General features: G+C 74.6%; 11 protein-coding genes. 8 read left to right on the forward strand and 3 right to left on the reverse strand.

Annotated elements, in window-relative coordinates; all coding sequences use genetic code 11:
• Position 1 precedes the first annotated feature (1 nt).
• From ACIBG6_RS23980 to ACIBG6_RS24000, 5 genes are all read left to right on the forward strand, one after another.
• Complete coding sequence (locus ACIBG6_RS23980) at positions 2-985, forward strand: cobalamin biosynthesis protein (protein WP_399224593.1); 984 nt, start codon at positions 2-4, stop codon at positions 983-985.
• Entirely contained in the window at positions 982-2,529 is a 1,548-nt protein-coding gene (locus ACIBG6_RS23985) for a cobyric acid synthase (protein ID WP_399224594.1), read from the forward strand. Before ACIBG6_RS23980 ends, ACIBG6_RS23985 begins: the two co-directional genes overlap by 4 nt.
• Positions 2,530-2,815: 286 nt before the next feature.
• Positions 2,816-4,864, forward strand: a complete 2,049-nt coding sequence (locus tag ACIBG6_RS23990) for a putative cobaltochelatase (RefSeq protein ID WP_399224596.1) — start codon at positions 2,816-2,818, stop codon at positions 4,862-4,864.
• A complete protein-coding gene (gene cobO, locus ACIBG6_RS23995) occupies positions 4,864-5,472 on the forward strand; it encodes a cob(I)yrinic acid a,c-diamide adenosyltransferase (protein WP_399224597.1) in 609 nt (202 codons plus the stop codon). Before ACIBG6_RS23990 ends, cobO begins: the two co-directional genes overlap by 1 nt.
• Entirely contained in the window at positions 5,466-6,893 is a 1,428-nt protein-coding gene (locus tag ACIBG6_RS24000; protein ID WP_399224598.1) for a cobyrinate a,c-diamide synthase, read from the forward strand. The genes cobO and ACIBG6_RS24000 overlap by 7 nt, the downstream gene beginning before the upstream one ends.
• A 2-nt stretch (positions 6,894-6,895) precedes the next feature.
• On the opposite strand, the gene ACIBG6_RS24005 is transcribed toward ACIBG6_RS24000, so the two are convergent.
• The gene (locus ACIBG6_RS24005) at positions 6,896-7,624 is read right to left on the reverse strand and encodes a ZIP family metal transporter (protein WP_399224599.1); all 729 of its coding nucleotides are present in this window, start codon (positions 7,622-7,624) and stop codon (positions 6,896-6,898) included.
• Between the two features lie 66 nt (positions 7,625-7,690).
• On the opposite strand from ACIBG6_RS24005, the gene cobC reads away from it, so the two are divergent.
• Positions 7,691-9,241 carry an Rv2231c family pyridoxal phosphate-dependent protein CobC gene (cobC, locus tag ACIBG6_RS24010; protein WP_399224600.1) on the forward strand — a complete coding sequence of 517 codons (1,551 nt, stop codon included), beginning with the start codon at positions 7,691-7,693 and terminating at the stop codon, positions 9,239-9,241.
• Positions 9,242-9,369: 128 nt separating this feature from the next.
• Here cobC and ACIBG6_RS24015 read toward each other — a convergent pair whose 3' ends face one another.
• Positions 9,370-10,392: an SCO1860 family LAETG-anchored protein gene (locus ACIBG6_RS24015; RefSeq protein WP_399224601.1), complete on the reverse strand. Its 1,023-nt coding sequence runs from the start codon at positions 10,390-10,392 to the stop codon at positions 9,370-9,372.
• A 329-nt stretch (positions 10,393-10,721) separates the two neighbouring features.
• Positions 10,722-11,441 (reverse strand): siderophore-interacting protein, encoded by a 720-nt coding sequence (locus ACIBG6_RS24020; protein ID WP_399224602.1) that lies wholly within the window; start codon positions 11,439-11,441, stop codon positions 10,722-10,724.
• An 89-nt stretch (positions 11,442-11,530) separates the two neighbouring features.
• Here ACIBG6_RS24020 and ACIBG6_RS24025 point away from each other — a divergent pair, with 89 nt between their 5' ends.
• Together ACIBG6_RS24025 and ACIBG6_RS24030 are read left to right on the forward strand one after the other, a co-directional pair.
• Positions 11,531-13,612 (forward strand): penicillin acylase family protein, encoded by a 2,082-nt coding sequence (locus ACIBG6_RS24025; protein ID WP_399224603.1) that lies wholly within the window; start codon positions 11,531-11,533, stop codon positions 13,610-13,612.
• Entirely contained in the window at positions 13,609-14,169 is a 561-nt protein-coding gene (locus ACIBG6_RS24030) for a GNAT family N-acetyltransferase (protein WP_399224604.1), read from the forward strand. Before ACIBG6_RS24025 ends, ACIBG6_RS24030 begins: the two co-directional genes overlap by 4 nt.
• Positions 14,170-14,179 lie beyond the last annotated feature (10 nt).

Genomic DNA, 14,179 nt, shown 5'->3' on the forward strand with positions numbered 1-14,179 from the left:
CATGCCCGGCCGCATCAGAGCCAGCCGCCTCTCCCGGGACGGATTCGCGTACGGCGCGGCCCTCGGGCTCGCCGTCGACCGGCTCGTCGGCGATCCCCGCCGCGGACATCCCGTCGCCGTCTTCGGCCGCGCGGCCGCCGCCGTCGAGCAGCGCCTGCACCACGACCACCGCGGCTGGGGCGCCCTGCACACCGCCGTCTGCGCCGGCTCCACCGCCGCCCTCGGCGCACTCGCCGCCCGGGCCGTACGGGACCGGCCGGCCGCCGCCGTGGCGCTGACCGCCGCCTCCGTCTGGGCCGTCGTCGGCGGCACGACCCTGGGGCGGGAGGCCCGCGCGATCGGCGGGGCGCTCGCCGTCGGGGACCTGGAGGTCGCCCGGGAGCGGCTGCCGCACCTGTGCGGGCGCGACCCGCAGTCCCTGGACGGCCCCGCGATGGCCCGCGCGGTCGTCGAGTCCGTCGCCGAGAACACCTCCGACGCCGTGGTCGGCGCCCTCTTCTGGGGTGCCGTCGCGGGCGTGCCGGGCCTCGTCGCCTTCCGGGCGGTCAACACCCTCGACGCGATGGTCGGCCACAAGTCCCCGCGCCACCGCCGCTTCGGCTGGGCCTCGGCCCGGCTCGACGACGTGGCCGGCTGGCCCGGGGCCCGGCTGACGGCCGTCGCCGCGACGCTCGCCGGAGGCAATCCGCGCGGGGCCGTACGGGCCTGGCGGGCGGACGCCGACAAGCACCCGAGCCCCAACGCGGGCCCCGTCGAGGCCTCCTTCGCGGGCGCCCTCGGCGTACGGCTCGGGGGGACCCTCTCGTACGGCGGGCGGGTCGAGCACCGGCCCGTGCTCAACGGGGAAGGGCGGCCCGTCGAGGTCGCCGACATCGACCGGGCGGTCCGGCTCTCCCGCCGGGTGACCGTACTGACCCTGGCCGCCTGTGTCGGCGGCCGCATGATCATCGGTGCCGTGAAGCGCGCGAAGCGGAGGAACGCATGAGGGGTGGGGGCCTGCTGGTCGCCGGGACCACGTCCGACGCCGGCAAGAGCGTCGTGACGGCCGGCATCTGCCGCTGGCTGGTCCGCAAGGGCCTGAAGGTGGCGCCGTTCAAGGGGCAGAACATGTCCCTCAACTCCTTCGTGACCCGCGAGGGCGCCGAGATCGGGCGGGCCCAGGCCATGCAGGCGCAGGCCGCCCGGGTCGAGCCGACCGCGCTCATGAACCCGGTCCTGCTCAAGCCGGGCAGCGACCGCTCCAGCCAGGTCGTCCTGATGGGCAAGCCGGTGGGCGAGATGAGCGCACGCGGGTTCTTCGGGGGGTCCGGGGGGTCGTCCCCCGGGAAGGCACTGCGCGGGGGGCGGCAGAAGGAGCTCTTCGAGCCGGTCATGGCGTGCCTGGAGGAACTCCGGGGCATGTACGACGCCGTGATCTGCGAGGGGGCGGGCAGTCCGGCCGAGATCAACCTGCGGCGCACGGACATCGTGAACATGGGCATCGCGCGGGCCGCGCGGCTACCCGTCGTCGTGGTCGGCGACATCGACCGGGGCGGGGTCTTCGCCCAGTTCTTCGGGACGACGGCGCTGCTGAGCCCCGAGGACCAGTCGCTCGTCGCCGGATACCTCGTGAACAAGTTCCGGGGTGACGTGACCCTGCTCGAACCCGGGCTCGACATGCTGTACGGGCTGACCGGGCGCCGGACCTTCGGTGTCCTGCCGTACGCGCACGGGCTCGGCATCGACGAGGAGGACGGGCTCCGGGTCTCGCTGCGCGGCACCGTGCGCGAGTCCGTCGTCGCGCCGCCGGTCGGCGCGGACGTGCTGCGGGTCGCCGTGTGCGCCGTCCCGCTCATGTCGAACTTCACCGACGTCGACGCGCTGGCCGCCGAGCCGGGTGTCGTCGTCCGGTTCGTGGACCGGCCGGAGGAACTCGTCGACGCCGACCTCGTCGTCGTGCCGGGGACCCGGGGGACGGTCAAGGCGCTCGCCTGGCTGCGGGAGCGGGGGCTGGCCGGCGAGCTGGCCCGGCGCGCGGCCGAAGGGCGGCCGGTGCTCGGGATCTGCGGCGGGTTCCAGGTGCTCGGCGAGCACATCGAGGACGAGGTCGAGTCGAAGGCCGGGGCCGTCGACGGGCTCGGGCTGCTGCCCGTACGGGTGCGGTTCGCGCGCGAGAAGACCCTGGCGCGGCCGGTCGGCGAGGCGCTCGGGGAACGGGTCGAGGGGTACGAGATCCATCACGGCGTCGCGGAGGTGGGCGGCGGCGAGGCGTTCCTCGACGGATGCCGGGTCGGCTCCGTGTGGGGCACGCACTGGCACGGCTCGCTGGAGAGCGACGGGTTCCGCCGGGCGTTCCTGCGGGAGGTCGCGGCGGCGGCGGGGCGTCGGTTCGTGCCCGCCCCGGACACGTCGTTCGGCACGCTGCGGGAAGAGCAGCTGGACCGGCTCGGCGACCTGATCGAGGAGCACGCGGACACGGACGCGCTGCTGCGGCTGATCGAGGAGGGGGCCCCGGCGGGGCTGCCGTTCGTGCCGCCGGGTGCGCCGTGAGTGCCGGTTGCGGGGTGGGGGGAGCGCGGCGGGGCCGCGCGGGGCGTGCGCCCGGCCTCCGGCCGGGCTCGGGTTCCCACCCGCACCACCCGTGCGACTCGGAGAGTCCGGTGCGGGTGGCCCCTGTGGGTGGTTGCCCGCCGTCGGCGACCGCCGGGCCGTGGCCGCCTGCCGCTCTGGCGACGGCACACGCTCGCGGCGCCGGAGCGCGCGAACGGCCAGGCGTCATCCCGGGCCGGCCGGCCCTCTCGCATCATCTGATCGAACTTGAAGGAGTGACCGCCCGATGAGCACCCGGTTTCCGTTCACCGCCGTCGTCGGCATGGACGACCTGCGGCTCGCGCTGCTGCTGAACGCGGTCAGTCCGGCGGTGGGCGGTGTGCTCGTCCGGGGCGAGAAGGGGACCGCCAAGTCCACGGCCGTCCGCGCGCTCGCCGATCTGCTTCCGGTGGTACCGGTGGTGGCCGGCTGCCGCTTCAGCTGCGACCCGGTCTCGCCCGACCCCGGCTGCCCCGACGGGCCGCACGACGGCGCCCCCGGGGCCGAACGGGCCGCGCGGATGGTCGAGTTGCCCGTCGGCGCGTCCGAGGACCGGCTCGTCGGCGCGCTCGACATCGAGAAGGCGCTCGCCGAGGGCGTGAAGGCCTTCGAGCCGGGGCTCCTCGCGGCGGCCCACCGGGGCATCCTGTACGTCGACGAGGTCAACCTGCTGAGCGATCACCTGATCGACCACCTCCTCGACGCCGCCGCCATGGGCGCCTCCCACGTCGAGCGCGAGGGCGTCTCCGTGCGCCATGCCGCCCGTTTCCTTCTCGTCGGGACCATGAACCCCGAAGAGGGCGAGCTGCGGCCGCAGTTGCTCGACCGGTTCGGGCTGACCGTGGAGGTCGCCGCTTCCCGCGTGCCCGAGCAGCGGGTGGAGGTCGTCCGGCGGCGGCTCGCCTTCGAGGACGACCCGGCCGCGTTCGCCGCGCGCTGGGCCGGTGAGGAGGCCGATCTGCGCGAGCGGATCATCGCCGCCCGCGACCTGCTCCCGAAGGTGGTCCTCGGGGACGCCGCGCTGCTCCAGATCGCCGCGACCTGCGCCGCGTTCGAGGTCGACGGCATGCGCGCCGACATCGTGATGGCGCGGGCGGCGACCGCCCTCGCCGCCTGGGCCGGGCGGACGGGGGTCACCTCCGAGGACGTGCGGCAGGCCGCCCTCCTGGCCCTCCCCCACCGGCGGCGCCGCAACCCCTTCGACGCGCCCGGCCTCGACGAGGACAAGCTCGACGAGACCCTGGAGCAGTTCAAGGGCGAGGAGCCGCAGACCGACCCCGACGAGGACCCGGAGCCCGACGGTCCGGGTGACGGCGGTCCCGGCGGTGGCGGTGGCATTCCGCCGCAGGGCGAAGGCCCCGGCCCCGAGACGGACGGTGTGCCCGACGAGGCCCCCGCCCCGGCCGAGGCTCCCGCGCCCGCCCCGCGGGGCTCCGGCGCCGGTGAGCGCGCGGCCGTCCAGGCCGCCGAGCCCTTCCGTACGAAGATGCTGAGCGTGCCCGGTCTCGGCGAGGGCGCCGCCGGGCGCCGCTCCCGGGCCCGTACCGAACACGGCCGTACCACCGGGGCCACCCGGCCCCGGGGCGCCCTGACCAAGCTGCATCTCGCGGCGACCGTGCAGGCCGCCGCCCCGCACCAGCGGGCGCGCGGGCGGACCGGTCCCGGGCTCGTCGTCCGGCGGGACGACCTGCGGCAGGCGACCCGTGAGGGTCGTGAGGGGAACCTCGTGCTCTTCGCCGTGGACGCCTCAGGCTCGATGGCGGCCCGGCAGCGGATGAGCGCCGTGAAGGGGGCCGTGCTCTCCCTGCTCCTCGACGCCTACCAGCGGCGCGACAAGGTCGGCCTGATCACCTTCCGGGGCCGTACCGCGGACCTCGCGCTGCCGCCGACCTCGTCCGTGGACGCGGCCGCTTCCCGGCTGGAGACGCTCCCGACCGGTGGCCGTACGCCGCTGTCGGCCGGGCTCCTCAAGGCCCATGACGTCCTGCGGATCGAGCGGCTGCGCGACCCCTCGCGCCGCCCGCTGCTCGTCGTCGTGACCGACGGGCGGGCGACCAGCGGCGGCGCCGACCCGGTGGCGCTGGCCGCCAGGGCGGCGCGGCTGCACGCCGCCGAGGGCACGGCGAGCGTGGTCGTGGACTGCGAGACCGGTCCGGTGCGGCTCGGGCTCGCCGGGAGCCTCGCACGCGAACTCGGCGGCACCGCCGTCACCTTGGACGAGCTGCGGGCCGACTCGATCGCCGGCCTCGTCAGGGACGTACAGGCAGCAGATCAGACAACCAGGAGGGCCGCTTAATGCCGCAGGGACAGCCGACCGTCGTGCCCGACGACGGTCTCACCACCCGTCAGCGCCGCAACCGCGCACTCGTGATGGTGCACACGGGCGTCGGCAAGGGGAAGTCGACCGCCGCGTTCGGCATGGCGCTGCGCGCCTGGAACCAGGGCTGGCCGATCGGGGTGTTCCAGTTCGTCAAGTCCGCCAAGTGGAAGGTCGGCGAGGAGAACGCCCTCAAGGCGCTCGGCGAGACCGGCAAGGGCGGCACGGTCACCTGGAACAAGATGGGCGAGGGCTGGTCCTGGATCCAGCGCGAGGTCGCCGAGGGCGAGCAGTCGCACGAGGACAAGGCCCGCGAGGGCTGGGAGCAGGTCAAGCGGGACCTCGCCGAGGAGCGGTACAAGTTCTACGTCCTCGACGAGTTCGCCTACCTGCTGCACTGGGGCTGGATCGACACCAAGGAGGTCGTCGAGGTCCTCCGCGACCGTCCCGGTCACCAGCACGTCGTCATCACCGGGCGCAACGCGCCGCAGGAGCTGGTCGACTTCGCCGATCTCGTCACCGACATGTCCAAGGTCAAGCACCCGATGGACGCCGGTCAGAAGGGCCAGCGGGGCATCGAGTGGTAGCACGTCTCGTCATCGCCGCGCCGTCGTCCGGCGCGGGCAAGACCACGGTCGCGACCGGCCTGATGGCCGCGTTCGCGGGCCGTGGTCTGGCCGTGTCCCCGCACAAGGTCGGGCCCGACTACATCGACCCGGGCTACCACGCGCTCGCGACCGGCCGCCCGGGGCGCAACCTCGACGCGTACATGTGCGGTACGGGGCTGATCGCGCCGCTCTTCGCGCACGGCGCGCGCGGGTGCGACCTGGCGGTCGTCGAAGGGGTGATGGGCCTCTACGACGGTGCCGCCGATCAGGGTGAACTGGCCTCCACCGCACAGGTGTCCAAGCTGCTCAAAGCGCCGGTGGTGCTCGTCGTCGACGCGTCGTCGCAGTCGCGGTCGGTGGCGGCGCTCGTGCACGGGTTCGCGTCGTGGGATCCGGAGGTGCGGATCGGCGGGGTGATCCTGAACAAGGTCGCCACGGATCGGCACGAGCATCTGCTGCGGGAGGCGCTGGGCGAGTCGGGGGTGCCGGTGCTGGGTGTGCTGCGGCGGGCTCCTGCCGTTGCCACGCCTTCTCGGCACCTGGGGCTGGTGCCGGTTGCCGAGCGGCAGGCTGCGGCGGTGGAGGCGGTGGCCGCGCAGGCGGAGCAGGTGCGGGCCGGGTGCGATCTGGAGGCGCTGCTGGCCCTTGCCCGGTCGGCGCCGCCGTTGAACGCCGAGCCGTGGGTGCCGGAGGTAGCGGGACGGCTGCACGCCGGTGGTCCTGTGGCGCCCACCCTCCCACAGAGCTCCGCCTGGGAGGTACCCCCAGCCCTGCGGGACGATTGCCCACCACGGCGGGTCGCCGTCGCCGGTGGGGCCGCGTTCACCTTCTCCTACGCCGAGCATGGCGAACTGCTCACCGCTGCCGGGGCCGAGGTCGTGACCTTCGATCCGCTGCGGGACGAGAGCCTGCCCGAGGGGACCTCCGGGCTCGTCATAGGTGGCGGCTTCCCCGAGATGTACGGGGCCGAGCTGTCCGCCAACGAGCCGTTGCGGAAGGCCGTGGCCGAGCTCGCCGCGGCCGGGGCGCCGATCGCCGCCGAGTGTGCCGGGCTGCTGTACCTGGCGCGGTCCCTCGACGGGACGCCCATGTGCGGGGTGCTCGACGCGGACGCGCGGATGTCGGAGCGGCTGACGCTCGGGTACCGCGACGCCGTCGCCGTGAGCGACAGCGTGCTGGCCCCGGCCGGGGCGCGGCTGCGGGGGCACGAGTTCCACCGGACCGTGATCGAGCCGGGCGCCGGGGCGCAGGCCGCCTGGGGGCTGCGGCAGCCGGAACGGCGTGTCGAGGGCTTCGTGCAGGGCGGGGTGCACGCCAGTTACGTGCACACGCACTGGGCGGGTGCCCCGGAGGTGGCCGCGCGGTTCGTCGCGCGGTGCGCGGGTGGTCCGGTCGCGTGAGATCAGCCGCCGGAGACGCCCACCACGAGCCAGATGAAGCCCACGCCCGCGACCGTGCACAGCAGGGTCGAACGGGCGGGGTGTTCGTGGTGGGCCTCGGGCAGGATCTCGGCGGCGGCGAGGTAGAGCAGGGCGCCGCCGAAGAAGCCGAGATAGCTGCCGAGGAGTTCCTCCGGAAGGGTGAACAGCAGGGTGGAGGCGGCGCCGAGGATCGGGGCGACCGCGTCGGCGACGAGCATCCCGATGGCCTTGCGGCGGGCGTTCCCGTAGAGGCTCGTGATCGTGTAGGTGTTGAAGCCGTCGGCGAAGTCGTGGGTGATGACGGCGAGCGCGACGGTGGCGCCCATGCCGCCGCCGACCTGGAAGGCCGCGCCGAGGGCGATGCCGTCCATGAGGCTGTGCAGGACCATCGCGGCGGCCGCGGTGAGGCCGACCTGCGGGACCCTCTCGTCGGCTCCGACCCCGTGTGCCGCCTGGCGGACCGCGAGGAGGCGCTCCACCACGTGGGCGAAGAGGAAGCCTCCGACGAAGAGCAGCAGGGCCTCCGGGACGCCGAACACCTCTTCCCCCGCGGCCTCCACGGCCTCCGGCAGGAGGTCGAGTCCGACGACGCCGAGCATGAGTCCGCCGGCGAGACCGAGGACGAGGTGGCGGCGGTCGGTGACGCGTTGCGCGACCCAGCCGCCGAAGAGCGTCATGAGGAACGCGCCGAGCGCGACGACCACAGCCATGGGCCTTTGCTATCGGATGGGACGGTGTGCGCGCACCTCGGTGTGGGGGCCAGGTCGGGCGTTCCGGTGGACGAAGTGCTCGCGCTGGTCGACGTGGTGCTGCGGGAGGCGGGTCTGACGCGGGCGGCCGTGCGGTCGCTGGCGACGCTGGACGCGCGGGCCGCCGAGCCGGGCGTCACGGGCGCGGCCGGGGAGCTGGGGGTTCCGGTGCGGGGGTTCCCGGCCGGGGAGCTGGCCGCCGTCTCCGTACCGCATCCGTCGTCGCTGCCGCTGGACGCGACGGGGACGCCGTCGGTGGCGGAGGCGGCGGCGCTGCTGACGGCGGGCGCGGGGGTCGGAGGGTCCGACGGGTCCGACGGGTCCGACGGGTCCCCGCGGGCCGTGTTGCTCGTGCCGAAGCGGAAATCGCGGCGCGTTACGTGTGCGATCGCCACGTGCGTACCGGTTTGTCCGCACGAACACGCGTCAGGCGTACGGTTGTTGCACCGGGCTCACGGGTACATCGCTGGCGAGCCTGGCTCACCCCCCACCATCCCCACCCCCCACACGACGGCGGCCATGGACACGCACACGCATTCCGACGCCCACGACCTGCGCCACCACGGTGACGCCGAGGTCCGGGACGAGAAGTTGATCGATCTCGCGGTGAACGTCCGGACGAACACCCCTCCGGACTGGCTGAGACAGAGAATCGCCGATTCGCTGACCGGCCTCGCGGCCTATCCCGACGGCCGGGCCGCGCGGGCCGCGGTCGCCGTGCGGCACGATCTGCCGCCCGGCCGGGTGCTGCTCACGGCCGGCGCCGCGGAGGCCTTCGTGCTGATCGCGCGGGCCCTGCCGGCGCGTCGGCCCGTGGTGGTGCACCCGCAGTTCACCGAGCCGGAGGCGGCGCTGCGCGACGCCGGGCACGAGGTGGGCCGGGTGCTGCTGCGCGAGGAGAACGGTTTCCGGCTCGATCCGGCGGCCGTGCCCGAGGACGCGGACCTGGTGGTGATCGGGAACCCCACGAACCCGACCTCCGTCCTGCATCCCGCCGCCTCGATCGCCGCCCTGGCCCGGCCCGGCCGGACGCTGGTGGTCGACGAGGCGTTCATGGACGCGGTGCCGGGTGAGCGGGAGTCGCTGGCCGGGCGGACCGACGTCCCGGGGCTCGTGGTGCTGCGCAGCCTCACCAAGACCTGGGGGCTCGCGGGCCTGCGGATCGGGTACGTCCTCGCCGCGCCGGAGACGATCGCCCTGCTGGAGCGGGCGCAGCCGCTGTGGCCGGTGTCGACGCCTGCTCTGGTCGCGGCGGAGGCCTGCATGTCGCGGCTGGCGCTCGCGGAGGCCGAGCACGCGGCGCACCGGATCGGGGTGGAGCGGGCGCACCTGCTCGCCGGTCTCGCGGAGTTCGACGAGGTGCGGACGGTCGCCGGGTCGGAGGGCCCCTTCGTCCTGCTGCGGATCGACGGGGCGGACGCGATACGGGACCGGCTGCGCCTGCTCGGCTTCGCGGCCCGGCGGGGCGACACGTTCCCGGGGCTCGACCGGAACTGGCTGCGGCTCGCGGTCCGGGACCGGGCCACGACGAACCGTTTCCTCCAGGCCTTGGACCAGGCGCTCCTGCTGGGCGGCTGACCGCCCCCGTAGAGAAGCACGCGAACGGGGCGCGGGGTGGGCGATGTCGTCACCATCGCCCACCCCGCGCCCCGCTTTCCCTCTTCCCCTACCCTTCCGGCACCCCCCGGCGCCTCCCCCTCGGGCCGTCAGCCGCGCGAGCGGGCACGCGAGCGGGTGACCGCGAGCGCGCCGCCGCCGGCCACCAGGAGGGCGAGGGCGCCCGCCGCGATGTACGTGGTGGAGGAGCTGCCACCGGTCTCGGCGAGGTTCTCGGTCGGGGTGGTGCCGCCGTTGTTGGTCTTCACGCCGCCGTCGCTGCCGGGCTCGACGGTGGGCTTCTGCGTGGGCTGCTCGGAGGGCCGCTCGCTGGGCTCCTGGGTGGGCTGCTCCGTCGGCCGCTCGGTGGGCTGCTCCGTGGGCTCCTGGGTGGGCTCCTTCGTCGGCGCCGGGCCCTCGGGCGTCTCGCAGGTCGCCTCGGCGAGCGTCACGGTGCCGTTGACCTTGGCCACGCCCAGCTGCAGCGGGTCGACCTTCACCGTGAGTTCGAGAGCCGTCGCCGCCGCGGTGCGGGAGGTGGTGGAGGTGCGGGAGAGGTCCAGGGTGACCTGGCCGATGCCGGGCACGGTCACCTGGGTCCGGCCGGCGGTGGAGAGGGTGGTCTTCTTGCCGAAGACGGTCACGTGCCCGAGGACGTTGGACTCGGCGACCGGCTCCTTCCCCACCTCGCACAGGGCTTTGGCGGTGACCTTCTCGACCTCGATGAGGGAGAGCAGCGGAATGCCGGGGACGTGGACCTGCGCCTTGACCAGGTTCACGTATCCCTCGGCCTTCGCCTCGTCCACGGTGGCCTTGGAGGTGGCGACGTCGGCGGCGAGGATGTCGATCGGCTTTCCGCCCTCGGCCCCCTGCACCTTCACGGTGAGCGCGGTCTCGCTCTCGGTCTCGGGCGCCTTGACCTCGTTGAGCGAGGTGCGCACCGGCACCTTCACCGTCTCGCCGAGGAGGGAGACGTCGAGGCCGGCGCGCAGGACGACGGCGGTGGCACGCCCTTCGCCGCCCGTGGCGTGCGCCGCCGGGGCCGCGAGGAGCACGGGGCCGACGGCCAGGGCGGCGACGGTCGCGGCGGCGGCGGTGCGGCGTACGGGCGCGCGGAAGGTGTTGCTGTTCAAGATGGTGGAACCCCCACAAGAGACATGGCGTCGCCGGCCGCTCACCACGGGGACGGTGGGTCGGCGCGGCCTCGGCGACTTGAGACACCGGAATCTTTACGCACGGAGAGTGAACCGACAGTCGCCTGGCGTGAGTTCACTCCAAAGGGGGGTTTCCGTGTTCATTTTCGATTTTTCTCGACACAACCGTCCCGCCACGTCCCGCGTCTTTCGTACGAGCGGGCGCATGCGGGCACCGACGGGTGCGTGCGGGGCCGCGCGGGAGAAAGTGAGAACGACCCGCTACCGCCCGGGGTAACGGATCGTCAACGCCACGCCCTGGAGCTCGATCAGCTCGCGCGCCAGTACCCGAGCGCGTGGACACGCTCCTTGGGAAGGGCGAGCTCCTTGCGGGCGTACGCGGCGAGCGTGCGGGTCGTCGCCGTGTCGCAGGCGATCCAGACGTACGAGGCGGCGTCCGCGAGCTCGGGCAGCTCGGCCTTCACCCGGGCGACGAGGTCGGGGCCGCCGCCCTGGCGCGGGACCCGGCGCAGCTCGTGGTGCGCGGGGTCGAGCCGGACCGGCAGCTCGTCGTCGGAGGCGTGCTGCGTCTCGAACCAGACGGTGGCGGGAACTCCGGGGAGCGCGTCGAGCAGGGAGTTGACGGCCGGCAGGGAGGCCGGGTCGCCGACCACGAGCAGCCGCGCGGGGAGCGGGTCGGGCGCGTCGAAGCCGGTGCCCTGGAGCGTGGCCTCCACGGTGTCTCCGGGGGCGCAGGTGCGGGCCCAGCGGCTGGCGATGCCGTCGTGGAGGGCGAATTCGAGACTGAAGGTGCCCGCGGCCAGGTCGGGGTCGACCAGGGTGTACGCGCGCTGGTGCGGCTTGCCCGCGTCGTCGAACCAGAGGCGCACCCACATCGTCGGGTGGATGCCGGCCGCGGCGAGCAGGCCGCCGTCCGTGAAGTGCACCCTGCGGTAGTCCTCGGTGACCTGCTCGGCCCCCGTCACCGTGAAGGTGAAGTCCTTCCCCCGAAACAGCTTGAGGACCGCCCCCTGCCAGCCATGCCCCACCGTGATCTCCTCCCCTGGACTCCTGTAAGTTACTTAGGTCAGCCTAACCTAAGGTTCTGAAAAAGATACGGACGGGATCGGGGTTCTCCGTGAGCATCGAGGTCTACCGGGACGCCTGGGGCGTCCCTCATCTGCGCGCCACGGACCCGGAGGAACTCGCCTTCGCCCAGGGGCGGGTCACCGCCCGCGACCGCGCCTGGCAGCTGGAGGTCGAGCGGCACCGGGCCCAGGGCACGACGGCCGCCTTCCTCGGTGCCGCCGAGCTCGGCTGGGACGCCTTCGCCCGGCGGGCCCGGCTCGCCGACACCGCCCGCCGCTGCTACGCGCGGCTCGAAGCCTCCGACGCGCCGACGGCCGCGTGGGTCCGGGCGTACGTGGACGGGGTCAACGACGGCCTGGCGGACGGGGCCCTGCGGGCACCCGAGTTCGCGGAGACCGGTCTCGTACCCGGGCGGTGGGAGCCGTGGACCCCGCTCGCCGTCTGGCTCTCCACCCACATCCTCTTCGCCGGCTTCCCCACCAAGCTGTGGCGTGAGCAGGTCGCCACCCGGCTCGGTGAGGAGTGGACGGAGCTCTTCGCGACGGACGGCCCCGGCACCGCGGGCTCCAACGGCTGGGTGGTGTCCGGCGAGCGGACCGCGAGCGGCGCCGCCCTGGTGGCCGGCGACCCGCACCGGTTCATCGAGGCGCCGGGCGTCTACCAGCAGATCCGGCTCGCCTGCCCCGCCTACGACGTCGTGGGCATCGCCGTGCCCGGCGTCCCCGGGCTCGCCCACTTCGGCCACACCGGCTCGGTGGCCTGGGCGATCACCAACGCCATGGCCGACTACCAGGACCTGTACCGGGAGCGGCTCCGCCGGCTGCCCGGCGGCGGCGTCGAGGCCTTCGGCCCCGAGGGGTGGCGCCCGGCGGCGACGCACACGGAGACGATCGAGGTCGCGGGCGGTGAACCCGTCGTCGTCGAGGTGGTGGAGACGGACCGGGGGCCCGTGATCATCGGGGCGGACGGCGAGCCCGCCGGCGGTTCCTCCGAGTGGGAGGCCGTGAGCCTGCGCTACCCGCCCCGGGTCACCGGGGAGCTCGGCTTCGGGACCCTGCCCGCGCTGCTGCGCGCCCGGACCGTCGCCGATGTGGACGCCGCCCTCGACGGCTGGGTCGAGCCCGTGAACGTCGTGCAGGCCGCCGACACCCGGGGCGGGCTGCTGCACCGGGTCGCCGGCCACGTACCCGTACGGAACCGGGCCAACTCCCTGCGTCTCGTACCCGCCTGGGACCCCGCGCACGACTGGGAGCCCGCGCCCGCGCCGCTGCCCCGCGCCGAGGTCCGCGGCCACGCCGTCATGGCCAACGCCCGGGGGCTCGCCGCCCCCCTCGGCGTCGAGTTCGCCCCGCCGCACCGGGCCGCCCGCATCGGCGAGCTCCTCGACGCCTCGGCGGAGTGGACCCCGGAGTCCACGACCGCCGTCCACACCGACACCGACAACCCCTCGGCCGCCCGCCTCCTCGCGGCGGTGGAGCGGGCGGCCGAGAGCCTCTCCCCCGACGCTTCCGCCGTGCGCGAGCGGCTGCTCGGCTGGGACCGGCGGATGGCGGCGGAGAGCACCGACGCGGGCCTGTACGCGGCCGTGCGCGGCGCCGTCGTGCGGCGGCTCGCCGGGCACGCGGCCTTCACTACGCTGCGCGAACCCGCCCCGTACCCCGAGCTGTTCCGCCCCTGGCTGGCCCTCGGACCCCGGGTCGCCTACGCCCTGGAGACGCTGCTCACGGCCGGTCCCGTGCCGGCCGGGGACGTCGACCGGATCGTCCGCGAGGCCCTTGAGGAAGTCGGGGCCGGTGAGCCGCCCGCCGCCTGGGGCGTGACCCACCGCCTCGCGCCCTGGCAGGCGCTCCCCGACGCCGACGACGCGCAGTGGCCGGGGCTCGCCGGGGACCACGACTGCGTCCTGTCCACGTCGAGCGTGCCCGGCTGGACCGACCGCAGCGCCCGCGCCTCCGCCGCCCGCTACGTCTGGGACCTCGCCGACCGCGACCGGAGCGGCTGGATCGTGCCGTTCGGGGCGTCCGGGGTGCCCGGCGACCCGCACCACCGCGACCAGCTTCCCCTGTGGCTGCGGGGCGAGCTGGCCCCCGTCACGACCGACTGGCAGTACCTCACCAAGGAGCAGGGATGACCACCGCCGTACACGTCCAGAGCGTCGAGGGCTTCGGCACCGTCACGATCCGGCCCGTCGACCCCGACCGCGACGCCCCGCTCCTGCACGGCTGGGTCAACGAGGAGCGCGCCCGGTTCTGGGGCATGGGCGGGACCACCGTCGAGCAGGTCCGGGACATCTACGCGCACCTGGACTCGCTCACCACCCACCACGGCTTCCTGGTCGACCTGGACGGGGAGCCCGTCGCGCTGTTCCAGACGTACGACCCCGAGGCGGACCGGGTCAGCGAGTGCTACACGGTGGAGCCCGGCGACATCGGCGTCCACTTCCTGATCGCGCCGAGCGCGACCCCCCGCTCCGGCTTCACCGCCGGACTCGTCGGCGCCCTCGTCGACTTCTCGCTGCGGGGCCACTCCCGGGTCGTCGTCGAGCCCGACGCCACCAACGAGAAGGCGATCGCCCGGATGGTCCGCGTCGGCTTCGAGCTCGGCCCGGAGGTCGTGCTGCCCGAGGTGGACCTGCCGGAGGTCTTCATCCCGGAGAAGAAGGCGCGGCTCGCGTTCCTCACCCGCTGACCGGCCGCCG

It is taken from the genome of Streptomyces sp. NPDC050842 (assembly GCF_044456565.1).
Classification (GTDB): domain Bacteria; phylum Actinomycetota; class Actinomycetes; order Streptomycetales; family Streptomycetaceae; genus Streptomyces.